This window comes from Burkholderia sp. LK4 (assembly GCF_001043615.1).
GTDB lineage: Bacteria > Pseudomonadota > Gammaproteobacteria > Burkholderiales > Burkholderiaceae > Burkholderia > Burkholderia cepacia.
Genome location: NZ_LDUL01000038.1, coordinates 44,195 through 68,951, shown reverse-complemented (window position 1 = coordinate 68,951; position 24,757 = coordinate 44,195). Strand labels below are relative to the sequence as shown.

Annotated in this window: 19 protein-coding genes; 6 read left to right on the top strand and 13 right to left on the bottom strand. The window is 64.9% G+C overall.

The annotated features are described in order from the left end of the window. Positions 1-11: 11 nt before the first annotated feature. The 3 genes from VK92_RS20220 to VK92_RS20210 form a co-directional block, all read right to left on the bottom strand. Positions 12-896 carry a Kdo hydroxylase family protein gene (locus VK92_RS20220; protein ID WP_021161704.1) on the bottom strand — a complete coding sequence of 295 codons (885 nt, stop codon included), beginning with the start codon at positions 894-896 and terminating at the stop codon, positions 12-14. A gap of 75 nt (positions 897-971) precedes the next feature. Further along, a complete protein-coding gene (waaC, locus tag VK92_RS20215; RefSeq protein WP_021161705.1) occupies positions 972-1,967 on the bottom strand; it encodes a lipopolysaccharide heptosyltransferase I in 996 nt (331 codons plus the stop codon). A gap of 175 nt (positions 1,968-2,142) precedes the next feature. After that, a complete protein-coding gene (locus VK92_RS20210; RefSeq protein WP_048024239.1) occupies positions 2,143-3,537 on the bottom strand; it encodes a phosphomannomutase/phosphoglucomutase in 1,395 nt (464 codons plus the stop codon). 263 nt (positions 3,538-3,800) lie between these two features. On the opposite strand from VK92_RS20210, the gene VK92_RS20205 reads away from it, so the two are divergent. The 5 genes from VK92_RS20205 to VK92_RS20185 are packed head-to-tail and all read left to right on the top strand — an operon-like array spanning position 3,801 to position 9,238. Then, positions 3,801-5,057 (top strand): oligosaccharide flippase family protein, encoded by a 1,257-nt coding sequence (locus VK92_RS20205; RefSeq protein ID WP_048024242.1) that lies wholly within the window; start codon positions 3,801-3,803, stop codon positions 5,055-5,057. Further along, positions 5,054-5,878: a glycosyltransferase gene (locus VK92_RS20200; RefSeq protein WP_021161709.1), complete on the top strand. Its 825-nt coding sequence runs from the start codon at positions 5,054-5,056 to the stop codon at positions 5,876-5,878. Before VK92_RS20205 ends, VK92_RS20200 begins: the two co-directional genes overlap by 4 nt. 51 nt (positions 5,879-5,929) lie before the next feature. Then, positions 5,930-7,066, top strand: coding sequence for a glycosyltransferase family 4 protein (locus VK92_RS20195; protein WP_048024244.1), 1,137 nt, complete (start codon positions 5,930-5,932; stop codon positions 7,064-7,066). Positions 7,067-7,081: 15 nt separating this feature from the next. Beyond that, complete coding sequence (gene galE, locus VK92_RS20190; protein ID WP_021161711.1) at positions 7,082-8,104, top strand: UDP-glucose 4-epimerase GalE; 1,023 nt, start codon at positions 7,082-7,084, stop codon at positions 8,102-8,104. A 27-nt stretch (positions 8,105-8,131) separates the two neighbouring features. After that, positions 8,132-9,238, top strand: a complete 1,107-nt coding sequence (locus tag VK92_RS20185) for an MraY family glycosyltransferase (protein WP_048024245.1) — start codon at positions 8,132-8,134, stop codon at positions 9,236-9,238. 95 nt (positions 9,239-9,333) lie between these two features. On the opposite strand, the gene VK92_RS20180 is transcribed toward VK92_RS20185, so the two are convergent. Genes VK92_RS20180 through VK92_RS20165 form a run of 4 tightly spaced genes read right to left on the bottom strand, consistent with a single transcriptional unit; the run spans position 9,334 to position 14,065 of the window. Beyond that, positions 9,334-11,208, bottom strand: coding sequence for a polysaccharide biosynthesis protein (locus VK92_RS20180; RefSeq protein ID WP_048024247.1), 1,875 nt, complete (start codon positions 11,206-11,208; stop codon positions 9,334-9,336). Positions 11,209-11,220: 12 nt separating this feature from the next. Beyond that, positions 11,221-12,237 carry an MraY family glycosyltransferase gene (locus VK92_RS20175; RefSeq protein ID WP_048024248.1) on the bottom strand — a complete coding sequence of 339 codons (1,017 nt, stop codon included), beginning with the start codon at positions 12,235-12,237 and terminating at the stop codon, positions 11,221-11,223. A gap of 5 nt (positions 12,238-12,242) precedes the next feature. Next, entirely contained in the window at positions 12,243-13,208 is a 966-nt protein-coding gene (locus tag VK92_RS20170; protein WP_048024250.1) for a UDP-glucose 4-epimerase family protein, read from the bottom strand. Then, the gene (locus tag VK92_RS20165) at positions 13,205-14,065 is read right to left on the bottom strand and encodes a glycosyltransferase family 2 protein (protein WP_048024252.1); all 861 of its coding nucleotides are present in this window, start codon (positions 14,063-14,065) and stop codon (positions 13,205-13,207) included. Before VK92_RS20165 ends, VK92_RS20170 begins: the two co-directional genes overlap by 4 nt. A gap of 256 nt (positions 14,066-14,321) precedes the next feature. On the opposite strand from VK92_RS20165, the gene VK92_RS20160 reads away from it, so the two are divergent. After that, entirely contained in the window at positions 14,322-16,685 is a 2,364-nt protein-coding gene (locus tag VK92_RS20160; protein WP_165589128.1) for a glycosyltransferase, read from the top strand. Between the two features lie 72 nt (positions 16,686-16,757). Here VK92_RS20160 and VK92_RS20155 read toward each other — a convergent pair whose 3' ends face one another. From VK92_RS20155 to VK92_RS20130, 6 genes are all read right to left on the bottom strand, one after another. Further along, entirely contained in the window at positions 16,758-18,728 is a 1,971-nt protein-coding gene (locus tag VK92_RS20155) for a glycosyltransferase family 2 protein (RefSeq protein ID WP_048024254.1), read from the bottom strand. Continuing rightward, the gene (locus tag VK92_RS20150; protein WP_048024256.1) at positions 18,718-20,082 is read right to left on the bottom strand and encodes a glycosyltransferase family 4 protein; all 1,365 of its coding nucleotides are present in this window, start codon (positions 20,080-20,082) and stop codon (positions 18,718-18,720) included. Before VK92_RS20150 ends, VK92_RS20155 begins: the two co-directional genes overlap by 11 nt. Before the next feature lie 31 nt (positions 20,083-20,113). Further along, on the bottom strand, positions 20,114-21,403 hold the full coding sequence (locus VK92_RS20145; protein ID WP_048024259.1) for a glycosyltransferase family 2 protein: 1,290 nt from the start codon (positions 21,401-21,403) through the stop codon (positions 20,114-20,116). Further along, positions 21,390-22,535: a DegT/DnrJ/EryC1/StrS family aminotransferase gene (locus VK92_RS20140; protein ID WP_021161721.1), complete on the bottom strand. Its 1,146-nt coding sequence runs from the start codon at positions 22,533-22,535 to the stop codon at positions 21,390-21,392. Before VK92_RS20140 ends, VK92_RS20145 begins: the two co-directional genes overlap by 14 nt. Positions 22,536-22,612: 77 nt before the next feature. Beyond that, positions 22,613-23,926, bottom strand: coding sequence for an ABC transporter ATP-binding protein (locus VK92_RS20135; protein ID WP_021161722.1), 1,314 nt, complete (start codon positions 23,924-23,926; stop codon positions 22,613-22,615). Beyond that, the gene (locus tag VK92_RS20130) at positions 23,916-24,722 is read right to left on the bottom strand and encodes an ABC transporter permease (protein ID WP_042976531.1); all 807 of its coding nucleotides are present in this window, start codon (positions 24,720-24,722) and stop codon (positions 23,916-23,918) included. The genes VK92_RS20135 and VK92_RS20130 overlap by 11 nt, the downstream gene beginning before the upstream one ends. Positions 24,723-24,757 lie beyond the last annotated feature (35 nt).

Sequence of the window (24,757 nt, the reverse complement as noted above, 5' to 3'; positions counted from 1 at the left end):
CAGGTGCGCGCTCAAACCAGCGCCCTGCCCTTCAGGCGTTCGAGAATGCCGAGCGGCGCGCATTCGCGGCGAACCATCGCGTCGACCGGCAGGAAGAACGTCTGTTCGAGCATGAACTGGCCGGACATCACAGCGTGCGAAGTCTGATCCGAGAAACATATCCACACGCAGCCCGGCGGAAACGGCATCGTCTCCTGCGGGCTGGTCTTCTGGTAGTCGAGATCGGCCTTCATGCTGTCGTGCAGGTTCAGCATCAGGTGGTCGTACGCGCTGCGCGGCGACTTCGTCACGTGCAGCAGGTTCAGCAGCCACGCGGCACCCGGCAGCTGCGGCTTGATGCGCGGCAGGAAGCGCTTCGCGACATCCTCGAACGGCTCGCCGACGCGCCACACGCGCGGCACGCCGGCCGGGTTCACGTTCGTGAACACGCGCAGGATGCGCTCGCCGTAGTTGGGCCGCGACGGGAACGCGTCGACGTGCAGCCGGCTGTCGTCCTTGCGCCAGGATGTCTGGCGCGTCTCGACCTGCATCAGCCGCAGGCTCGTCGGCGCGACGCGCAGCTTGCCGCGGTATTCGGGAAACAGGCCGTCGACGAGCGTGCCGGCCTGCTGCTGGAAACGCGCGACGAGCGCGCGCACCGCCGACTGCGTGACGCTGTCGCCAAGCACGCCGGCGAGCGCGCCGCCGTTCGGCGCGAGGCTGATGTTCTTGCGTTTCGGGTCGGCGAGCGCCGGATCGAGCAGCGCTTCCTCGCCGCCTTCGATCGCGAAGCGCAGGTGCGGGAAATACAGCACCTTGCCTTCCTCGACGGCGGCCAGCAGTTGCTCGCGCGGCGCCGACAGGTTGTGTCCGCTCCAGTCGGCGGACGGGACTTCGATGATCTGGGATTCGCTCATGATCGGTTCGCTTGGGTTCGCGCGGATTCGTGCCGGTGCGTGCGGGTGCGTGCCGGTTCGTGCCTATGGCGGCCGTTACAGGAGACCGAAGCCCGCGAGCGCCGACTTCACCTGCGCGATCGACGGGGGTTGCCCCGCCGTGCCGAGATTGACGACGTTCGGCGACCAGTAGCCGCCGGTCCGCCAGGCCGTCGCGAAATTGTACAGTTCGACCGTCGGACGCTTCAGCGCCGCCGCGATGTGAACCAGACCTGTGTCAACCCCGACGGTCGCGGCCGCGCCGTCGATCAGGCCGACCACGGCGGGCAGCGACAGCTTCGGCGGCACGATCGCCGCCGCGCCGAATTCCTTCGCGAGCCGCTCGCTGGTCGCGCGCTCCGCGTCGTTGCCCCACGGCAGCACGAGCGATGCGCCGCGCCGCACGAGCGCCTGGCCGAGCTCGATCCACGCGGCGTCCGGCCACTGCTTGTCGGCACGCGACGTCGCGTGGACGAACACCACGTACGGCACCGGCAGGTTCAGGCCGAGCGCGGCCACCGCGAGCGCCGCCGCGCGCGTATCGAGGCCGAAGTCGACCGGGTCGGCCGGCGTCGGCGCCGGGTCGCCCAGCGCGGCCGCAACGAGTTGCCGCGAGCGCTCGACGACGTGCGTGCGCGGCGCGATCGGCACCCGCTTGCGATAGAAGAAACGCACGGGCCACTCGTAGCCGGCGCCGTCGGTGCGGTTGCCGAGCCCGACGAGCGGGCCGCGCGCCCAGCTCGCGACCCAGGCCGTCTTGATGAGACCCTGGCAATCGATCACGAGGTCGTACTGCTCGGCCGCGAGGCGCTGGCGGAACGCGCGGATCTCGCGCCACGTGGCGCCCGAGAACGGCTTCTTGCGCCAGCGCCGCAACGAAAACGGCAGCACGTTGCGCACGCCGTCGACGAGCTTCACGAGGTCGACGAAGCTTTCCTCGACGAGCCAGTCGATCTGCGCATCGGGGTGGCGGCGCCGGATATCGGCGATCACCGGCATGTTGTGCACGACGTCGCCCAGCGACGACACGCGCACGATCAGGATCTTTTGCACGCTGAAAAAACGCCGGCTGGCAGCCGGCGACAGGCATAAAGACGCGATTTTATCGCGCCCGGGGGGGCGGACAGACAAAAAGCGGCCGCACGCCTTGGGCATGCGCCGCTTTTCGGGGCCGGCGCGACGATTGGACCCACCCTCGCGCCCCGGGCGGCCTGCCGGCCGCCGAGGCTCAGAACGGCAGCTTGACGTCCGGCTTCGCGGCCGTCAGCACGCGGCGGAAGTCTTCCTGGATGCGCTCGAGCCCTTCCTGCGTCTCGGCCTCGAAACGCATCACGACGACCGGCGTCGTATTCGACGAACGCGCGAGGCCGAAACCATCCGGGTACTCGACACGCAGGCCGTCGATCGTCACAACTTCCTCGGCGCCGTCGAACTTCGCCTCCTTCTGCAGCTTGTCGATCAGGCGAAAGTTCTCGCCTTCGTCGAGCCAGAGCTGCAGTTCGGGCGTGCTCATCGCGTCCGGCAGGCTGTTGAGCAGCGCGCTCGGATCGGAAGTCTTCGCGAGGATCTCGAGCAGGCGTGCGCCCGTGTAGAGACCGTCGTCGAAGCCGTACCAGCGATCCTTGAAGAACACGTGGCCGCTCATTTCACCGGCGAGCGGCGCACCCGTCTCGCGCAGCTTCGCCTTCACGAGCGAGTGGCCCGTCTTCCACATCAGCGGCTCGCCGCCCTTCGCTTTCACCCATTGCGCGAGGTGGCGCGTGCACTTTACGTCATAGATGATCTGCGCACCCGGGTTGCGCGACAGCACTTCTTCCGCGAACAGCATCAGCTGACGGTCCGGATAGATGATCTGGCCGTCCTTCGTGACGACGCCCAGGCGATCGCCGTCGCCGTCGAACGCGAAGCCGATCTCGGCGTCGGTGTCCTTGAGCGCCTGGATCACGTCCTGCAGGTTTTCCGGGTGGGCGGGATCGGGGTGGTGGTTCGGGAACGTGCCGTCGATGTCGGTGAAGCGCTCGACGAGTTCGCAGCCGAGCGCCTTGAACAGGCGCGTCGCGAGGGGGCCGGCCACGCCGTTGCCGGCGTCGACGACGAGCTTCATCGGACGGGCCGGCTTGATGTCGCCGACGATGCGCGCGATGTACTGGTCGGCCACGTCGAACTGTTCGTACGAGCCGCTGCCCGTTTCGAAGCGCTCGTCGACGATGCGGCGGTACAGCGCCTGGATCTGCTCGCCGTAGATCGCGGCGCCGCGCAGCACCATCTTGAAACCGTTGTAGTCGGGCGGGTTGTGGCTGCCCGTGACGACGATGCACGAATCGACGCGGCGCTCGCCGTCCTTCAGCGCGAGCGGCACGTTCGCCGCGAAATAGCCGACCGGCGTGGGCACCATGCCGACATCGACGACGTCGACGCCCGCCGCACGCAGGCCGTCGGCAAGCGCGCCGACGAGCTCCGGCCCGGACAGGCGGCCGTCGCGCGCGACGACGACCGCGTCGCCGCCCTGCGCGCGCACTTCGCTGCCGAATGCCCGGCCGATCCCGCGCGCCGTGTCGGTGTCGAGCGTCTTGCCGACCACGCCACGAATGTCATATGCCTTGAAGATGGATTGGGAGATCATCGATTCACTTCTCTCAGTTGCGTGCATGGAAAATTGTCTGGCTTGCCTGGCCGCCGCTCGCCGGTGCCGCGCATGATACATGCCCGTCCGGCAAGGAGCGCACCCGCTGGCGCAGAACGGCGGAAGCCACCCCGATCCCACTTATAATCGCGGGTTTTGATGACGCGCATGCCGCCCATTTTAATGCCTAGCCGTCCCGTCGCCGCCGACCTGCAGCCCCCGGGCGCCCTGCCGGCCCCCTTGCGCGCACGCCGCCACAGCGCATGCTGAAGCGCTTCGGCAACCCGGACGTCGCGAAGGCCGTCGCGAATCTCGTCTGGCTGGGGCTCGAACGGCTCACGCAGATCGGCGTCGCGATCGCGATCAGCGGCCTGCTGGCCCGTTATTTCGGGCCGGATGTGTTCGGCAAATGGCAGTATGCGAATACGCTCCTCCTGGTACTGGCGCCGCTCACCTGGGTGTGCGGCGCGGAAATCCTCGTCCCGACCATCGTCCAGCGCCCGCCCGCCCAGCTCGGCGCGGTACTCGGCAGCGCATTCGCGCTGCGCATCGCCGTCTCCGCCGCCGCGCTCGTCGCGACCTGGATCGCCATCACAGCGGGTGCCTTCGATCCGCTGGTCGGCGCGATGCTCGCCGGCCTGGCGGTCACGATGGTGTTCCGCGAACCGTTCGTCGGCGTCATCAACGCGTGGCTGCAGAGCATGACCTACAGCAAGCCGCAGCTCGTCACCAGCATGGTCACCGCGCTGGCGAAGGCGCTGCTCGTCTGGCTGCTCGTCCGTGCGGCCGCGGGCCCCGCCCGCTTCGCGTGGCTGTGGGCGCTCGAGGCCGCCGCCATCGGTATCGCGCTGATGCTGTACTACCGGCATCGTAACGGCGGATCGCTCGGCTGGACGTTCGACAAGCCGCTGTTCAGGCACTTTGCGACGGCCGGCACCGTGTTCTGGCTCGGCCTCATCTGCATGTACCTGTTCCTGAAGCTCGACCGCCTGATGCTCGAGCGTCACGTGTCGTTCGCCGATCTCGGCCGCTACTCGGCCGCGCAGCAGCTCAACGAGAACTGGATCACGCTCGCGCTGATGCTCGCGCAGACGATCGCGCCCGCCTTCGTCTATCGCGTGCAGGACCTCGCGCGGCTGCGCCGCAACATCGTCCGGCTGATCGCGATGACGGCCGGCCTGATGACGGCCGGCGCGCTCGTGCTCGACGCCGCCGCCCCGCTGATCGTCGGCAAGGTGTTCGGCCACGGCTACGAGGCGTCGGTCGACATCTTCCGCTGGGCGGTCTGGCTGTCGGTGCCGGCCGGCATCGAGGCGATAGGCAATCTTATCGTTCTCAAATATCAAGCAAAATTCGTGTTGCTGTCGAAATGGCTGCTCGCGCTCGCGATCGCCGCGCTCGTCAACCTGTTCGCGATCCCGCGGCTCGGCCTGTACGGCGCGCTCGTCGGGCTGGCAGCCGGCTATCTGGCCGCCGCCGCCGTCAACTTTTATTACATCCGTTTCAAGCTGCGACCATGACGTCCCCTGATTGCCCGACCCCGCTCGACGACGTGGCCGTGCTGATGCCGGCCTACAACGGGCACGACGACGTCGTTCGGACCCTCGCATCGTTTCGCGAGGACACGCCCGTGCACGTGCTGATCGTCGATGACGGCAGCACGCCGCCGATCGTCGCACCCGACCTGCCCGGCCTCACGATCGACGTGCTGCGCATGCCGGAGAACGGCGGCATCGAGCGCGCGCTCGCGGCCGGCATCGACGCGCTCGCCGCGCGCGGCTTTCGCTTCGCGGCCCGCATCGACGCGGGCGATCTCGCCGCGCCACAGCGCCTCGCAAAGGAGCGCGCGTATCTCGGCGCCCATCCGCGCGTCGCCTGCGTCGGCATGTGGACGCAGGTCGTGTCGCGCGCCGGCGAACCGCGCTTCATGCTGACGCCGCCCGCCGATCCGCGCACGCTACGCCGCACGCGCTTTCTGCGCTCGCCGCTCGTGCATCCGTCGGTCATGCTGCGCATCGACGCCGTGCGCGAAGTGGGGAACTATCGTGCGAAATACCGTGCGGCCGAGGATCTCGATCTTTTCTTGCGGTTAATGCAACGCTACGATTGCGCGAACCTGCCGGAACTCGGCCTCTATTACGAACTGAACGAGGGCGGGATCAGTGCGACCAAGCGCCGGCGCCAGCTGGTGTCGACGCTCACGCTGCTGTTGAGCCACTTCAACGCGCTGAACCCGTACGACTGGGCCGGCCTCGCCAAGAACCTGCTGCATTTCGTGACGCCGTACCGTACGTTGCAGCGGATCAAGCAGACGCTGTTCGCCGCCCGGCCGTCCGCCTGACGCGTAGCCGGCGTTTTCGGCCATTTCGACGCTTTATTTTTTCTTTTTTTCATGTCCGCCACCTCCCCGCTGCGCATCGCGCTCGTCTGCAACACGGCCTGGGCGATCTACACGTATCGCCACGGGCTGATCCGCACGCTCGTCGCGCGCGGCGCCGACGTCATCGTGATCGCACCGCACGACCGCACGGTGCCCCTGCTCGAGCAGATGGGCTGCCGCTACGTGGCACTCGCGGTCGCGTCGAAAGGCACGAGCCCGCGCGAGGATCTCGGCACGCTTGCCGCACTGTTCCGTCATTACCGCGCGCTGCAGCCCGATCTCGTGTTTCACTACACGATCAAGCCGAACATCTATGGCTCGGTCGCCGCGTGGCTCGCGCGCGTGCCGTCGATCGCGGTGACGACGGGGCTTGGTTACGTCTTCATCCAGAAGAGCCGCGCGGCGAGCGTCGCGAAGCGCCTGTACCGGTTCGCGTTCCGCTTCCCGCGCGAAGTGTGGTTCCTGAACCGCGACGATCTCGCCACCTTCACCGACGAGCAGTTGCTCGCGCATCCCGATCGCGCGCGGCTGCTGCACGGCGAAGGCGTCGATCTCGAACAGTTCGCGCCGGTGCCGCTGCCGGCCGGCAGCGCCCCCGTCTTCATCCTGATCGGCCGCCTGCTGTGGGACAAGGGCGTGCGCGAATACGTGGAGGCCGCGCGCGTCGTGCGCGAGCGCTTCCCGAACGCGCGCTTCCAGCTGCTCGGGCCGCTCGGCGTCGACAATCCGAGCGCGATCGGCCGCGCGGATGTCGATGCGTGGGTCGGCGAAGGCGTCGTCGAGTATCTCGGCGAAGCGCACGACGTGCGCCCCCATATCGCGGCGGCCGACTGCGTCGTGCTGCCGTCGTACCGCGAAGGCGTGCCGCGCACGCTGATGGAGGCATCGGCGATGGGGCGCCCGATCGTCGCGACCGACGTGCCGGGCTGCCGCGACGTCGTCGCCGACGGCGACACGGGCTTCCTGTGCCGTGTGCGCGACAGCGCGAGCCTCGCGGTGCAACTGCTCCGCATGATCGAACTCGGAACGGCCGGACGCGACGCGATGGGCGCGCGCGGCCGGCAGAAGGTCGCGGCGGAATTCGACGAACAGCAGGTCGTCGAACGCTACCGGCGTACCATCCATTCGTTAACCGGCATCACCCTCTGAAGGAGCGCATCTGCAATGACCGCTAAAGGCACCATCCTCGTTACCGGCGGTGCGGGCTACATCGGCTCGCACACGGCCGTCGAGTTGCTCGACAACGGCTTCGATGTCGTGATCGTCGACAACCTCGTCAACAGCAAGGCCGAATCCGTGCGCCGCATCGAGCGGATCACCGGCAAGACGCCCGCGTTCCATCAGGTCGACGTGTGCGACGAAGCCGCGCTCGCCAAGGTGTTCGACGCGCATCCGATCACCGGCACGATCCATTTCGCGGCGCTCAAGGCCGTCGGCGAATCGGTCGAGAAGCCGCTCGAGTACTACCAGAACAACCTCGGCGGCCTGCTCGCGGTGCTCAAGGTCATGCGCGAGCGCAACGTGAAGCAGTTCGTGTTCAGCTCGTCCGCGACCGTGTACGGCGTGCCCGAGCGCTCGCCGATCGACGAGTCGTTCCCGCTGTCCGCGACGAATCCTTACGGCCAGTCGAAGCTGATCGCCGAGCAGATCCTGCGCGATCTCGAGGTGTCGGACCCGACGTGGCGCATCGCGACGCTGCGCTACTTCAATCCGGTCGGCGCGCATGCGAGCGGGCTGATCGGCGAGGATCCGGCCGGCATCCCGAACAACCTGATGCCGTATGTCGCGCAGGTTGCCGTCGGCAAGCTGGAAAAACTGCGCGTGTTCGGCTCCGACTACCCGACGCCGGACGGCACGGGCGTGCGCGACTACATCCACGTCGTCGATCTCGCGAAGGGGCACATCGCCGCGCTCGACGCGCTCGCGAAACGCGACGCTAGCTTCGTCGTGAACCTCGGCACGGGCCAGGGCTACAGCGTGCTGGAAGTCGTGCGCGCGTTCGAGAAGGCTTCGGGCCGCCCGGTGCCGTACGAACTCGTCGCGCGCCGCCCGGGCGACATCGCCGAGTGCTACGCGAACCCGCAGGCCGCGGCCGACATCATCGGCTGGCGCGCGACGCTCGGCATCGAGGAAATGTGTGTCGACCACTGGCGATGGCAGGAGGGGAACCCGCGCGGTTTTGTATAATCCGCTGTCCATTTTTCGAGCGATCCCATGCTCAGCTTCGCGTCCGGCTTCATCGTCTCCCTGCTCGTCACGCTGTTCATCGTGCGCTACGCGCACCTTCACGAGAAATTCTCGGTCGACAGCGACCTGGCCGGCGTGCAGAAATTCCATGTGCGGCCCGTGCCGCGCGTGGGGGGCATCGGGATCCTCGCCGGGGTCGTCGTGGCCGCGCTGATTCTGTCCCGGCACTATCCGACGATCGCGGGCAGTATTCTCGGCATCGCGGCCTGCGGGCTGCCGGCGTTTCTGTCCGGCCTCGTCGAGGACCTGACCAAACGCGTGTCGCCGCGCGCGCGGCTGCTCTGCACGATGGGCGCGGCCGCGCTCGCGTTCTGGCTGATGGGTATCGCGGTCACGCGCATCAGCGTGCCGCCGCTCGATTTCCTGCTCCACTACGCGGCCATTTCGGCGTTCATCACCGTGCTCGCGGTCGCGGCGCTCGCGAACGCGGTCAACATCATCGACGGCTTCAACGGGCTCGCGTCGATGGTCAGCTTCATGATGTTCGCATCGCTCGCTTACGTGGCGTTCCAGGTCCGCGACCCGGTCGTCATGTCCGCGTCGATCATCATGATGGGCGCCGTGCTCGGCTTCTTCCTGTGGAATTTCCCGGCCGGGCTGATCTTCCTCGGCGACGGCGGCGCCTATTTCATCGGCTTCATGCTCGCGGAACTCGCGATCATGCTCGTGATGCGCAACCGCGAGGTATCCGCTTGGTACCCGGTGCTGCTGTTCATGTACCCGATCTTCGAGACCTGCTTCTCGATCTACCGGAAGAAATTCATTCGCGGGATGTCGCCCGGCATTCCGGACGGCGTGCACCTGCACATGCTCGTGTACAAGCGGCTGATGCGCTGGGCGGTCGGCACGAAGCATGCGCACGACCTCACGCGCCGCAATTCGCTGACGTCGCCGTACCTGTGGCTGCTGTGCCTCGTCGCGGTGATACCCGCGACGCTGTTCTGGCGGCACACGGTGCACCTGTTCGTGTTCGTCGTGCTGTTCGCGCTGACCTACGTGTGGCTGTATCTCAGCATCGTGCGGTTCCGCGTGCCGCGGTGGATGGTGGTGAGGAAGGAGCGGCGCAGCCACTGAGCCGCTCATGGCCCGGCATGAAGCATGAAAAAAGCGCCCCGCGGGGCGCTTTTCTTTTGCTCGGAGCGACTGCCGCGCCGCCGCGGCAAAGGCCGTCAACGGTTCGACGCGACCCGTACGCTCTTCAGGGCCGGCACGGCGGCCGTCTGATACTCGGGCACCCAGCGGCGCAGATCCCGCCGCACTTCGTCGTCGGGCAGCACGCGATGCTGCATCAGCCACGGCAGGAGTTCGTCGAGGAAATTGTCCGGCACCTCGCGGGCACGTGCGATCCGCAGTTTCGGATGCGGCGTGCGCGTCGTCGCCTCGTCGTCCGCGAGCAGTTCCTCATAGAGCTTCTCGCCCGGCCGCAACCCGGTGAACTCGATCCGTATCTGCTCTTCCGAGAAACCGTACAGGCGGATCAGGTCGCAGGCGAGATCGACGATCTTCACCGGCTCGCCCATGTCGAGAATGAAGATTTCGCCGCCATGCCCCATGCTCGATGCCTGCAGCACGAGCTGCGACGCTTCCGGGATCGTCATGAAGAAACGCGTGATCTCCGGGTGCGTGACCGTCACCGGGCCGCCCTTCGCGATCTGCTGCTGGAACTTCGGAATCACGCTGCCTGCGCTGCCGAGCACGTTGCCGAAGCGCACGGTCTCGAACTGCGTGCGCCCGCTCGTCTGCTGCAATGCCTGACAGGCCATTTCGGCCAGGCGCTTGCTCGCGCCCATCACGTTGGTCGGATTGACGGCCTTGTCGGTCGAAATCAGCACGAAGTGGCGCACGTCGTGGCGGATCGCCGCACGGGCCACCCGATACGTGCCGAGCACGTTGTTGCGTAGTGCCTGCCACGCGTTGTGCTCCTCCATCAGCGGCACGTGCTTGTAGGCGGCCGCATGAAACACGATGTGCGGCGCATGGCGCGACATCACCTGGTCGAGCAGCAGCGAATCCTTCGCATCGCCGATGATCGGCAGGACAGGCAGGTCGGGGAAGCGCTCGCGCAACTCCTCGATCAGCCGGTACATCGCGTATTCGGACAGATCGAATGCGACGAGCTGCGCAGGCGCGAAGCGCAGGATCTGCCGGCACAGCTCGGAGCCGATCGACCCGCCCGCACCCGTGACCATCACGACGCGTCCGCGCAGCAGCGCCTCGACGTGCGGCGTATCGATCGTCACGGCGTCGCGGCCGAGAAGATCCTCGAGATCGATGTTCCGCACCTGCGACAGGAAGCCCTGGCCCGGCATCAACGCGGTCAGCGACGGCAACACCATCGCCTTCACGCCGGCACGCACGCACAGGGTCGCGACGCGACGCTGGGTTTCGACCGATGCCGACGGAATCGCGATGATCGCGTACTCGACCTTCATCGCGTCGGTCCAGTGCTTGAGGTCGTTGAACGAGCCGAGCACCTTGTAGCCGTAGATTTCGCGGCCCTGCTTCGTGACGTCGTCGTCGAGCAGGCCGACGAGGCGCCATTCGCCGGAGCGCGACAGTTCGCGCGCGAGGCTCGCGCCGGCCGTGCCGGCGCCGAGCACCAGCACCGGCTTGCCCTTCCCGACCAGGCCGCCGTACAGGTAATACTCCTTCGTCGCGCGATACAGCGCGCGCGCGCCGCCCATTGCCAGGAACAGCATCAGCGGCGACACGAGCAGCACCGAGCGCGGAATGATCGGCACAGGCTGGAACATCACGGCGCCGATCATCACGATCACGCCGCCGCCGACCACCGCCTTCGCGATACGCATCAGGTCGGGCAGGCTCGCGAATACCCACAGCCCGCGATACAGGCCGAATATGTGGAACATCAGCGCGTATACGGGCAAAACCCACGTCAGCGCCATGAGCGCCCCGCCGAGGAAATCGGGGGGAACGCTACCGTTGAAGCGGACGAGATAAGCAAACAACCATGCGGCAAGAACCGCCAGCAGGTCGAACAGGAAAGCACTCAGTGACAGCCAAGATGCTTTGGATCGCAACATCGGCGGGAGACCTCAAGATTTGTTTTCGGCGGCCGTACCGACCCGTCGCCAGCGCGCGTCGATCGCGCAACCGATACACGCCAGCACGCCATACCAGGCGACAAACAGCCCCCACTGCTGCAATGTCGGCCGGCCCAATGCCCACAGGCCTGTGATTATGCCCGCGAGCATCACGAGGTACCAGTAAATGGCGGTACGCCGATGACCAGTGCCGGAGCGCACCATGCGCTGATAGTAATGCTCCCGGTGCGCCTGCCAGAACTTTTCCCCGCGTAACAAACGTCTCGCAAGTGTTACAGATGCATCAGCAATAAAGGGCGAGAACACCATCGCCGGAAACCAGATCGGCCATACCCCGCCTCGCCAGCCCCAGTAGCCGAGCGCGCCCGCCATGAAGCCGAGCGGAATCGAGCCCGCGTCGCCCAGAAACAGCTTCGCCGGATGGAAATTCAGCAGCAGGAAGCCGAATGCGGCGCCCGCAATCGCCGCGCCGCCCACGGCGAGATCCGGCGCCGGCTGCACGCCGGCCAGCGCGGCCGCGGCGTAGGCGCCGAATCCGAACAGCGCCATGCCGCCGGCGAGACCGTCCGCGCCATCCATGAAGTTGTACAGATTGGTCAGCCAGACCATCCCGAAACCGACGCCGGCAAGGAGCCACCATGGTGCGGCGGCCGGATAGACGACGATCAGCGCGACGACCGCGACAAGGTGCGCGGTGAACCGGACCCGCGCCGGCAACCCACGCCGATCGTCGAGCTGCGACAGCGCGGCCAGCCCCGTGGCGGCAACGGCAACCAGCCACATCGACGGCGCGAGCCACAGCATCGCGATCACGCACACAGGCACGATGCCCCAGCCGCCAACACGCGGCGTCGGCAGCGTGTGCAGCGAACGATCGTTCGGAATGTCGGTTGCGAGTCGCCAGGCCAGCCCGGTGGCGAGCAGCGTCCGCAGGACGAGCGTTGTGGCGACGGCGGCGGCCAGAGCCACTCCGGTCGCCATGAGCCACGTGATAATCGCGGGATGCATATTGTCTATTTCTGTTTGTCGCGCGAACGATACCACGCGGCGGTCGCTTCGAGGCCCTGCCGCGTCGTATGAGGTGGTTGCCAGTCAAGCACGCGCTTCATGCGGCCGGCATCGAGCTGCAGGCTGCCTGTCAGGCGATCAACGGCGGCGCTGCGGCCGGTCAGCCTGCCGAGCGCGAGCAGCACCGTGACGGGTACCGGGAACAGCCGCGCCGGCCGGCCGAGCGCGTCGCCGACCATCCGCAGCAATCCGGCGACCGACGGCGCATCGTCGTCGGCGACATGAAAGCATTCGCCCGCGGCCCTCGGGTCGATTGCGCAACGCAGCAGCGCGTCCGCGAGATTGTCGACGTAAACGAGGCTGCGACGGGCGGCGATCGCGCCCAGCGGAAGCGGCAGTCCGCGCGACACGACGTCCATCATCTTCAGGAAGTTCGCTCGCACGCCGGGGCCGTAGACGAGCGGTGGACGGACGATGACCACATCGACACCCGCGTGCAACCCGAATTGCGCGAGTGCCTGTTCCGCGCGCAATTTCGAACGTCCGTATGGATCCTCGGGCGCAGGCGTGACGTCTTCCGCGAGCGGTACACCGCGATCGCCCTCGGCGACCGCCTTGATGCTGCTGGCGAACACGAAACGGCGGGCGCCGTGCGCGTGCGCGGCCTCGGCCACGCGCAGCGTCCCCGCAACGTTGGTCGCCTCGAACGCGGCATCCGGATCGGGCGACTCGTCGCGCATCACGTGGACGCGCGCAGCCAGATGGATCACGCAATCTGCTTCGAGATCGGCCGGCCACGCGTCCACGAGCCCGGCGAAATCCGGTGCGTCATGTACCCATTCGCGCACCCCGGCGACACACCCGCCGGGACGGCGCACCAGCGCCGTGACCGTATGTCCTGCCGCGAGCGCCAGCCGGCAGACCGCGCGGCCGACGAAGCCGTTGGCGCCCGTCACGACGATGCGGGTCACCAGAGCCTCCAGCCGAAGCGATTGTAGAACTTGAACGCCGACGCCGCGAACATGCGGATGTGTGCGAAGCCCTTGCGTGACGCGCCGCCGCCGTGGTGGATCACGCGCGCCAGCGGCACATAGACGGTGCGCGCGCACTGGCCGGTCCGCAAGCTGAGATCGTAATCCTCAAAGTACAGGAAATAGCGCGGATCGAAGCCCTGCAGACGTGCGAGCACGTCGGTACGGAACAGCATGAAGCAGCCGCTGACGATCGGCGGATCCCACACGACGTCCGTTTCGTTGATGCTGTCGCGCATCTCGTAGCTGGCCAGCCGCCGCTCGAACGGCTGGCGCAGAGGCGACGGCAGGAAGCCCCTGACCAGGAGATCCACCAACGCCGGATAGCGGCGGCACAGATACTGGATCCGGCCCGAATCGTCGCCGATGCGCGGCGTCAGCAAGCCTGCTTCGGGATGCGTATCGAGAAAGTCGAGCGCCTGCACGAGCGCATCCGGCTCGAGGTCGATGTCGGGGTTCAGGATCAGGTGATAGCGACTACGCGCCGCTTCGATCGCGAGGTTGTGCCCGCGCCCGTAGCCGACGTTGCCGTGACCGGACAGCACGCCGTACCCGATGCCGGCCTGCTCGAACGCGGCACGATCCGCCGCGAGGTCCGGCAAGCCGCCGTTATCGACCACGCACACGCTGATCGCGCTGGCACCGCGCACGGTCCGGAGACGCGCACATGCCGCGCGGAGACTGGAGAACGTACGCGCGAGGAGCGCCTCGTCCGGGTGGTACGTCACGATGGAAATCGACAGGATTTCGTCGACGGGATGCGGAGCGTGATTGACTGCTTGCGGATGAGATGTCACGTGCTGACTATCGTTAACATTTGGCGCGAGGGGAATCCGTCAGTGTGCGCAGCGATGCCTGCGCACACAAACTGGATTGCCATTTGTAGCAATTATGCCGTGGCGGCGGGCGCCACGGGCGTCCTGGCCGGAAAAAGGGCCGCAATACAGGCGTGTGCGGCCCCGCCCCGGCCGGCTCCGAAACGCCAAATGCTTCTGTATATAATGCGTCACCTCGATACGCATCCGCCAGTTGCACCCTATGTTTGATATTTCGGTGATTCTCAACGCTCACAATGAGGGCGGCATCATCAACCGGACGCTCCGGTCCCTCGCTGAAGCGGCAGACTTCGCAAGAGCCCGCGGTATCACCCTGGAAATTGTCGTCGTCCTTGACAACCCGAACGAAGCGACCCGCTCTGTCATCGCGTCGGCCGACCTTTCCAGTTTCGACGGAGTCCAGACGATCGAGGTATCGAACCGCTCGCTGGGTCTTAGCAGAAACTCCGGTTGCGAGATCGCGCAAGGCGAATATTTCGCCACGGCCGATGCCGACGATCTCGTATCGTTCAACTTCTTCGTCGAAGCGCTGGCCGCGGCGAAGCAGTACGGCAACGATGCGCTACTGTTCCCGCAGTACCTGATCGCATTCGGTTCGATGTACTTCATTACCGAATATGGCGAAGCGGACCTGATGCCGTTCCTGCTCGCGGACATCCATCCGTACGTGTCGCGCGTGTTCTTCCACCGCTCGACGTTCGATCGCCTCAAGTATGTGCACTGCGATACGCAGCGCGGCCACGCATTCGAGGACTGGCACTTCAATTCGTGCGCGATCGCGCTCGGGATGAAGGCACACTACATCCCCGACACTGTTCTTTACTATCGCCAGCGCCAGCAGAGCATCATGGCTGCCGCGCGCAGCCTGAACGTCGAGCTCGAAACGCCGGATACCGACCTGTTCGACCCGGCCGTTTACCTGCGTGTGTTCGCGGACGACTACCGTGCGTACCGCGCCGGCGAACGCATGTTGCCACCGTGGTACGACGTCAAGCAGAAATTCCTCGGCAGCCGGCTGCTGTCGGACATGACGGAGGCTGCCAACCGGATCGACCCGGCTGTCGACACGCTGGCGCTGCGGCACGGCAGCCAGACGAGCGCGATGTGGTCGACACCCGAACCGTCGGCGGTCTACTACGAGATGTGCGAGGCCATTCGCGACGCCGGCCCGATCACGGACGTATTCCTGATCCCGTTCCTGCCCGCGGGCGGCGCGGAGCGCTACATCCTCGACGTGATGAACGGCCTGCTGGCATGCGGCGCGTCGAAGCGTATCCTCGTGGTTTCCGGCGAGCCGATGGAAAAGCACGCGTGGTTGTCGCGGCTGCCCGACGCGGCGATCTTCGTCGACGTCGCAGTGCTCGGCAAGAAGCTCGAGGACCGCCAGCGCGATCGTATCACCGCACGCCTGATTCGCGCCGCGGCGCCCGACGCCCGTCTGCACATTCGCGCATGCGTGTTTTCCCATCGCATGCTGAGCCGCCATTTCGCGCAGTTCAGCGGGCGCGACGTCACGTACTACCGGTTCTGCGACACGCGTGTCTACGAAGACAACGTATCAATCATCTCCGGCGGCGCGGTGGAGTTCCTGACGAACAACATCCAGCACATCACGCGGATCGTCACCGACAACGAACAAACGGTCGTCGACGACGAATTCATCTTCGGCGCCAGCGCGTCCCGCTGGAACAACCTCCCCGCGCTGCTGCACGGCGTCAAGGAACCGACGCTCCACGCGACGCCGCGTCGTCGCCTGCTGTGGGCGTCGCGGCTGGATGGCCAGAAGCGGCCGCAACTGGCCGTCGCACTGTCGAAGTACTTCGCGCAGAGCGGTTCCGGCATCACACTCGACCTGTACGGCGGCATCACGCCGGGGTTCGACGTCGACCTGGCCGACGCAAACTATAAGGGGCCGTTTTCGGCGTTTGCGGATCTTCCGCTACACGAATACGATGCGCTCGTCTATACGTCATGGTTCGATGGACTGCCGAACGTCATTCTCGAAGCGATGGGGTCGGGGCTCCCGGTCATCGCACCGAACATCGGCGGTATCGGCGAAGCCGTGCTCGACGGCGAGACCGGCATCCTCATCGAGGCATCGAACGACCTCGACGAAGCTGTCGACGCGTATCGCGATGCCATCGAGCGCCTTTACGCCCAACCCGATTTGCTCGGAGCGCTGTCGAAGCGCGCGTCCGACTACGTTCACGACAAGCATGGCGACGCGCAGTACGTCGCGAACATTCAGCGAATATTCGGTATGAATGCCTCCCATCACGAATCCCACGAGCCCGCACCGGCATCCGCCGGCCAGACCGCCGCATCCGCGGAAAACCAGGAAGAACTGCGTCGCTTGAGGCGGGAACTCGCGGACGCACGCGCGAAGCTGCTCGTCCACGCACGTGAAGCCGACGTCCTCAGGAGCGAGTCGGTCGAACTGCGGCAATACGCGAACCAGTGGGTCGCGTTTCAGCGCGCCCGCATTTTCATCATCTATCGCGCGTATCTTCGCCTGCACCGGATTCCCGTGCTGGGCCCGCTGCTGCGGGCGATCATGCGGCCGTTTACCGGGAGGAAGTAACTGCGGCACGGCACCGGCCGACGGGCAAACCGTCAGGCCGGGCGCGCGTGCAACGCGCGCTCCACACTCCGGTCAGTCGTGCTGCGCCCGCCCGTACGCCACCATCACGCCGGGCTCTACATACCCGAGCAGACCCGCGTAGGTTTCGGCGCTCGTCCACACGATGCGATCGAAGTACGAATTGAATTCCCGCAGGAAATTGAGCACCGGTAGCGGCGCGTCCACCGCGACGACCATCTCGCATCGCCGCCCCTGCCGCCACACTTCCTTCAGTTGTTCGATCGACGGTATCGACTTCGCGTCGCTCGAAAAACGCGTGACCGGCCCGGTTCGGTCGCGTCCTTCGCAAAGCCACCTGCCGGCAAACTGCCGCCGGACGATATTGGTCCGCCTGAACTGGCCAACGCTGTCCGACGAGGTAACGGAGCGCGTATGAATCCGGTGCCGATAGAGTGGTTCATGCAGATACCGGAAATTGCCGAACTCCGCGATCTTCAGCGCCAGCTCCCAGTCCTGGATGCCTGAATAGGCATCGACCGATCCGCCCGCCTGCAGATACGCGCTGCGCCGAATCACCTTCAGGTGCGACGCTACCATGCCGTCGAGCAGGTCGCCCCTGATGCTCGCGTCGTTCCGGAACGCGATGCCGGGATAACCGCCATAGTCCGCACGCCGGATTTCGTCGCCACTTTCGTCGATGTCGAACCGGTCGGTGAACAGGTAATCGCACGGCTGCCCCTGCGCCAGTACCTGTGCGACGCGGGACAGCGCGCCGGGCGCCAGCGCGTCGTCGCAATCGACGAATGCAACATATTCTCCAGCCGCCTGTTCGACTGCTTCGTTCTGCGTGCGCGAAATACCCCTGTTTTCGCCGTTGAGGACGATTCGCACGTTCGGATGACTGCCCTGCAACGCATGCAGCAGTGAGGTCGTGCGTGCATCGGGAGAACAGTCGTCGACACAGATGATCTCGAATGCGACGTCCTGCTGCTCGATCACGGACAGTAGGCAGCCGTCGATGTAGTCGAAGTGGTTGTATGCCGGGATCACGACGCTGATCAGCGGTGTCGCCGACACTGGCATTTTCGCAATGGCGGCCTGCAGGCGCGCCAGCTTCCGCGCAAGCAGATCCGCGGGAGCGGCCGGCGACGTGGCAGCCCCCGATCCGGTTTCATGCGCATGGCCGCGCAACTGTGCGATTTCCTCGACGTACGCCGGGTGCTTTCGATAGAAATTCTCGAACCAGTCGACCGCAGACTCAAAAAACGCCGGTTCGCGGGCGGACACCATCGCGTCGATCTTGGCCGCAGCATGCAGCCAGCTCTTGCCCATCTTCACGTACGACCGGCGCATGCTTTGCGCATGCTGCCGGTAAATCGCAATGTGCGCGTTGAGGTACGCCATGCGCGCGCCGCGCGCGCTCAGGCCGCACCAGAACAGCCAATCTTCCTTCGCGCGCGCGGACGTGTCGAACGGCGCGTCCATCAGCACCGTTCGGCGAAACAGCGCACAGTGGATCGGAATCGCGAAGCCGCGCTCCCATTTGTACAGAAAATCGGACAGGCTGAGCGACGAGTGCGCGATCGCTTCGTCGTTTTTCGAGAAGACCGAGCGTGTATCGTCGCACAACAGGAAGTTGGACACCGATACGTCAAGTGCATTGGCGACCTGGAAATGCGCAACCTGCAGGTCGAGCTTCGGCGGAACGACGATGTCGTCTGCATCCAGCAACTGCACGAATTCGCCCGTCGCGGCAGCGATACCCGTGTTGCGCGCGCCCGAAAGGCCCGCGTTCTGCTGCGAAATCACCCGCACCATGGGCGACAGCGCTTCGGCTGCACGCAGATGGCTATCGGTCCTGGGTGCCGTGCTACCGTCATCGACAACGATGATCTCCAGCGGCCCGCGATACGCATCGAGCACCGACGAGATCGATTCATTCAGATACTGCGCCTGATTGAAACAGGGGATTACCACCGATACGAGCGGCAACGACGAATCTCGCGAGTCGTCAGCGCCCGATTCTTTCCGGTCAGCTCCCATAACCTTCCAACTCCTTGACATGCTCGACGAATCGCTGCCACGTATGGCGCCCGTCGATCAGCTCGACGAGCGCGCGGGCGCGCGCTTCGGCTTCCTGCGAATTCGAAATGACCAACTCCATCGCCGCGCGATAATCCGCGACCTCCGGCTTCTCCGACAGCGGATATCCGGTCGAATCGGATATCAGTTCGCCAACACCACCCACCGACGGCGCGATGATCGGCATGCCCAGCGCCCCGATCTCGAGCAGGATGTTCGGCATGCCTTCCCACTTCGACGTGAAGATGAAGCCCGTGTACGCTCGTTCGCGCACGAGTTCCTCCGGGGACGTGAACGGCCCCATCAGATGCAGATTCGCGAGATCGGGGAGTTGCTCGCTGACGTTCACAACCGCTTGGCCATAGACGTAGAAATCAATATGCGGGCATGCCCGCACGAGCGCCAACAGCAGGTCGACACGTTTCTCCTTGTCGAGTCGCCCGGCCCACAGAAATGCCGGGCGCTGCCCCGCCAGATCCTGCCCGCGGCTCGCGATGCGCGCTAACGCGCGCGTCTTCCAGCCGTCGGTCGCCATGCGGCTGGGGTTGTACACGGCACGCAGCTTGTCACCCTGCTGCCCGAGGTTGTATTCGGCGCGCGCATCGGTCACGAAGCGCTGGTTGTCGGACAGCAGCGCGGTCAGCGCCGGCAGCCCCGGCTGAAGGAAATAAGCGGCGTAGCCGATCTTGCTCTTGCCGTCCTCGGCGAACTGGAACGCAAAAATGCTGGCGAACAGACGCGTGATTTCCTGGAGCCGGCTTCCCTGCGAGATGACCGCGTTCCACGCGACTTCGCTATTGATGTTGTGGAACACGGCGGGCCGGATTGCCAGCAGCATGTCATACAGGAGCGCCTGCTTCAGCGCGTACGAATCGTCTTCGGTGAAATCGCGCAGAACGACTACATGCACGCCATCGATCCGCGCGACGCGCTCGTCGACCAGGTCGCGATCGGCGACGACGACCAGGACCTGACGATCGGGATGGATCTCGCGCAGCGCTCTGGAGAAATTGAGCGCGACATTCTCTGCGCCCCCCGTTCCGAGAAACGGCACCGCAATGACGTGGCTGACGTTTCGCACGCCCCGCTGCGCGAGGTCGAGCAGCAGGTGCTGCAGGCGCGATTCGCGAGCGTGATCGAGCAACTTTTCGCGCCGGACCGCCGAGCGCAACGCCTGACGAATCGACTTGCCTTGACGCAACGACGTGATAACCGGCGAAATGGCCTTGCGAACGCGCCACTTCGCCTCCTGGCTCACCGGCAGGCGATGGTAGACGCGTTGTGCAAAGTACAGAAGATGCTGGTATCGCGGCATGGTTAGATATCTTGAATCATTCGCTGATAGGCTATCGGCTCAGGCGCCGGTACAGATTATCCGCCTTGCCCCAGATGGTTCCCCTGACACGATCGAGTTCCGTCTGCGCGTCGGCCAGGCTGGCGGTGAGCCGCTCTTCCCGCTCGGCCGCGGCGCGCAGCGCCGCTTTCGCGTGTTCGAGTTCCGTGGCAATTTGCTCGCGCTCGGTACGCGCCTGATCCAGTTCGGCAAGCGCGCGGTCACGTTCGCCGCGAATCATCAGTTGAAACGTCGCGGCGTCTTCGGGCGCATGCGCTGAACCAGGGTACTCGCCCTCTAGCCGCGACAGGCGCTCTCGAACGGCGGCAAAAGCTTGCGGCGACCAGCCAGATGCGAGTCTCGTCACGAACGCGGTCAGTTCGCTGTTGAAGAACAGATGCGGCGGAATCCTGAACGTGTCCTCATGACGGTCGTACACGCGCAGCATCTCGATCAGTTCCAGAAACCGCCGCCAGTCGCCGTCGATTTCGAAGAAGCGCCCGACGAACGACTCCATGCTCTTGCGCAGCAAGTCGAAGCGCTCGATCCGCGCGAGGTAAGGATGCACGACACCGCCGGAGATGTCCGCATACTCCCACATCAGCGCATCGCGATTGCGGTGCGTGATGTTGCCGCCATGCGCACGGTAAAGCAGAAGTGCGTCTTTCATCACATGAAATCGTGCACCGCCGGCGAGCGAACGCAACCAGAAATCCCAGTCCGGCGAGTAAGTCAGATCCTCCCGAAAAAAACCGATTCGATCGTGCATGGACTTCCTGACCAGCACGGTCGAATGGCACAGGTGGTTTTCCCACACCCAGCTGTCGGGCGCATTGAGGTCGAGATCCTGATTGAACCACGGCGCATAAAAGCATTTGTCGACGTCGACCGGCTGGCTCGACGCATCGATTTCCGCCATGAAGCTGCCGCAGATGTCGACATCCGGATGGGTGTCCATGAACGCGACCTGCGCCGCCAGCTTCTCGGGCACGAACACGTCATCGGAATCCAGGCTCGCGATGAATTCACCGGATGCGAGACGCAGCGCCGTGTTGTACGCCGCGCACGCGCCCTGATTCCGCTCCTGACGCACCGCGCGAATCCGCGGGTCGTCGAACTGCTGGATGACCTCCCAGGAATCGTCGGTCGAGCAGTCGTCGACTATGATCAGCTCCCATGACGCGTACGTCTGGGACAGTACCGACCGAATCGTCTCCCCGATGAATCTGCCGTAGTTGTAAGACGTCGTGAGAATGCTGACACGCGGCCGCGATTCCCCGGTCGAATAATTATTGTTTGCCATTGCAGATGTATTGAATGATGTCGACGATGCGATTCGCGCCGTCCTCCCCGAGTTCGCCGTACAGCGGCAGCGCCAGCACTTCGCGGGACACGCGCGTCGCAACCGGCAGGCGGCCGGGATCAGCGCTCGGCAGGGCGCGATAGCAATTGTGCTCGCTGCAAAGCGGGTAGAAATAGCGCCGCGAAATCACGTTGAACTGCTTCAGCGTGTCGTACAGTTGGTCGCGCGACACGCCGCATGCCTGCGGATTCACGCGCACGATGAAGTACTGCATGCTGTGGCCGACGTTCGGCGGCAGCCGGAAGCACGTGATGCCGGGAATCTCGTCCAGGCGGCTCAGATAGACCTGTGCCACGCGCTGCCGCGCGGCGTGCTCCGCATCGTAATGGGCGAGATTGACGAGCCCCAGTGCCGCCTGCACTTCGTTCATCTTGCCGTTGGTACCCGGCATGATGACTTCGGTTTCGTTCAAGATTCCGAAATTCTTCAGCAAATCGACGCGCCGCTTCGTCGCTTCGTCCGCCATCGCCAGCCCACCGCCCTCGGCCGAGTGAAACAGCTTCGTCGCATGGAAGCTGTACATCGTCGCGTCGCCGAACTCGGCGACCGGCTTGCCGTCGATTTCCGTACCGAACGCGTGCGCGCCGTCGTAGAGCACCTTGACGCCATACTGCTCGCGGATGCGCTCGAACGCCTTCACGTCGCACGGCATCCCGTACACGTGCACGCCGAGCACACCCGTCGTGCGCGGCGTGATCAGCGCTTCGGCCACGGCCGGATCGATGGTCAGCGTATCCTCGTCGATATCGCAGAACACCGGCGTCACGTTGTTCCAGTGCAGCACATGCGGCGTTGCGGGAAACGTGAACGGGGTCGTGATGACCTCACCGGCGAGCCGCAGCGCCTGGCAGGCGACGAGCAGCGCACTCGTCCCATTGTTGAACAGCGAGAAGTGGCGGGCGCCGAGCCGCTTCGCGAGCGCTGCCTCCAGCGCGACGTGCTTCGCACCGCCGTTGGTCAGCCACGCGCTGTCCCAGATGTCTTCCAGTTGCGATGTAAATTCGCCGAGCGGCGGCAACATCGGTCTCGTCACATAGATCGGATTGGCGAAACCATCCGGCTTCTGTCTCATAGGGCGCTCCTGATTGATTCCTCGTGCGAATCCGCACGCCGGCCCCGGCGCCGGATCCACTGCCGGCCAACGCTGCGTCAGGCCACCGTCTTCGACAACAGACGCGTCTGAACCTTGTTGTCGAAATGCACGGCGCCATACAGCGGCAGGTAGGTGCCGCGCGAGACATTGAACTGCACGGCGATCGGCACATGATCGCACGTGTCGACCTGGCCGATGCTCAGGTCAGTCGGCACCGAAGTCGCCGCACTGATACTGTAGTCACCTCCGCGCAGCGATACCTTGAACGTCCAGTCGACCACGTGGACTTCGCCCGCGTGCAGGTCGTACAAATGCGCATGTTCGAGACCGGTGTCCGAGTACGCGATATCGAACCCGTTCTTGTCGCGCAGGTGATAGCCGAAAGCGAGCAGCGGCAGATCCTCCTCGATGCTCACGACCATTCTCAGCGTCACGGTGTCGCCGTACGTGACCTGGCGTGTCGCGCGGCCCTGTTCGTTCAGCAATTGCACGTTGACGAAGCTCGCGCGTCCATTACGGATCCGCTGGAACGCCGCCTGTTTCTGGAACTCGTCCGCGCCATCGTTGAGGTCGGCATCGAGCTCGGCGATCTGCGCCGCGGGTGCATCGGCGTCCTCGATCACGTGCTGCTTCTTGCGGACGTAGGACGAGTAATACGACTCGATCACGTGGTCCGTCGAACCGACGGCCAGCATGTTGCCGTGATCGAGCAGGATCGCCCGGTCGCACAGCGCCTTCACCGAGCCCGGATCGTGGCTGACGAACAGCAGCGTCGTGCCGCGATCCATCAGCTTCTTCATCACTGCCATGCACTTCGCCTGAAACAGCGCGTCGCCGACCGACAGCGCTTCATCGACGATCAGGATGTCCGGGTTGACGTGGATCGCGACCGAGAACGCCAGACGCACGTACATACCCGACGAATAGGTTTTCAACGGCTGGTTGACGAAATCACCGATCTCGGAGAAATCGACGATCGCCGGATATTTCTCTTCCAGTTCCTCCTCGCTCATCCCAAGAATCTGGCCGTACAGCATCACGTTCTCGCGACCGGTGAATTCGGGGTTGAAGCCCGACCCGAGTTCGAGCAGCGCGGCGACCTTGCCGTTCGTTTCGACGTTGCCGGCGCTCGGCGCGAGCGTCCCCGAGATCACCTGGAGCAGCGTGGACTTTCCGGAGCCGTTGTGACCGACGATTCCGACCGTTTCGCCCCGTGCGATGTCGAACGAAATGTCACGTAGCGCCCAGAACTCGCGGTAATACTGCTTGCGGGAGCCGAACAACATCTGCAACAGGCGGGCCCGCGGGCTATCGTAAATATGAAAGACCTTGCTCAAATCCTTCACGCTGACTGCGAGATCAGAGGACATCTGCGAATCCTTTCCTCGTGCGATTAAACCATTGGTAGCCCAGCGCCGCGACACCGATACTGACGACCATCATCAACAACACACCGGTCCAGCTTGGCACGGTCCCAAAGATCACGACGTTTCGGCTTTGCTCGATGACGAACGCGAGCGGATTCATGCCGACGATACGCTGGTAATGGGCCGGCAGCGAGCTCACCGGATAGAACACCGGCGTGAGGAACATCAGCACCGTCGTCACGAGCCCGATCGACTGGCCGATGTCCTGGATGAATACGCCCAGCGAAGCGAGGAACCAGCAAACGCCGAGGGTAAACAGGATGAACGGCAACACGATCAGCGGGAAATACAGGATCGTCGCATGCACGGGAAAACCCAGCACGACCATCGCGAGCACCAGCACGCAAAAGCTGATCCCGGCATGGAACAACGCGACGAGCAGCGCGACGACCGGCAGCACCTCGAGCGGAAACACGACCTTCTTCACGTAGTTCGCGTTACTGATGATGAGCGACGGCGCACGGTTCACCGCTTCCGAAAACACCTGAAACATGATCATCCCGACGAACAGCACGACGGCGAATTCGGTCTTCGAATCGGAGCCGGTGTTCCAGCGCGCCTTGAAGATCACGCTGAACACGAACGTGTAGACGGTCAGCAGCAGCAGCGGGTTGAAGAACGACCAGAGCAGGCCGAGCACCGAGCCGCGATACCGGCCGACCACCTCGCGGCGCGCCATTTGGAGAATCAGGCGGCGATGCCGCCAGATAGGAAGTGATGGTTGGATGAGTTCCCGCATGACAATCTCTAGCTAAGCCATACCGCATACACGAC

Coding starts and splice junctions, on each gene's coding strand:
- VK92_RS20220 (WP_021161704.1), bottom strand. CDS start 896: ATGAGCGAATCCCAGATCATCGAAGTCCCGTCCGCCGACTGGAGCGGA.
- VK92_RS20210 (WP_048024239.1), bottom strand. CDS start 3,537: ATGATCTCCCAATCCATCTTCAAGGCATATGACATTCGTGGCGTGGTC.
- VK92_RS20205 (WP_048024242.1), top strand. CDS start 3,801: ATGCTGAAGCGCTTCGGCAACCCGGACGTCGCGAAGGCCGTCGCGAAT.
- VK92_RS20200 (WP_021161709.1), top strand. CDS start 5,054: ATGACGTCCCCTGATTGCCCGACCCCGCTCGACGACGTGGCCGTGCTG.
- VK92_RS20195 (WP_048024244.1), top strand. CDS start 5,930: ATGTCCGCCACCTCCCCGCTGCGCATCGCGCTCGTCTGCAACACGGCC.
- galE (WP_021161711.1), top strand. CDS start 7,082: ATGACCGCTAAAGGCACCATCCTCGTTACCGGCGGTGCGGGCTACATC.
- VK92_RS20185 (WP_048024245.1), top strand. CDS start 8,132: ATGCTCAGCTTCGCGTCCGGCTTCATCGTCTCCCTGCTCGTCACGCTG.
- VK92_RS20180 (WP_048024247.1), bottom strand. CDS start 11,208: ATGTTGCGATCCAAAGCATCTTGGCTGTCACTGAGTGCTTTCCTGTTC.
- VK92_RS20175 (WP_048024248.1), bottom strand. CDS start 12,237: ATGCATCCCGCGATTATCACGTGGCTCATGGCGACCGGAGTGGCTCTG.
- VK92_RS20155 (WP_048024254.1), bottom strand. CDS start 18,728: ATGGGAGCTGACCGGAAAGAATCGGGCGCTGACGACTCGCGAGATTCG.
- VK92_RS20150 (WP_048024256.1), bottom strand. CDS start 20,082: ATGCCGCGATACCAGCATCTTCTGTACTTTGCACAACGCGTCTACCAT.
- VK92_RS20145 (WP_048024259.1), bottom strand. CDS start 21,403: ATGGCAAACAATAATTATTCGACCGGGGAATCGCGGCCGCGTGTCAGC.
- VK92_RS20140 (WP_021161721.1), bottom strand. CDS start 22,535: ATGAGACAGAAGCCGGATGGTTTCGCCAATCCGATCTATGTGACGAGA.
- VK92_RS20135 (WP_021161722.1), bottom strand. CDS start 23,926: ATGTCCTCTGATCTCGCAGTCAGCGTGAAGGATTTGAGCAAGGTCTTT.
- VK92_RS20130 (WP_042976531.1), bottom strand. CDS start 24,722: ATGCGGGAACTCATCCAACCATCACTTCCTATCTGGCGGCATCGCCGC.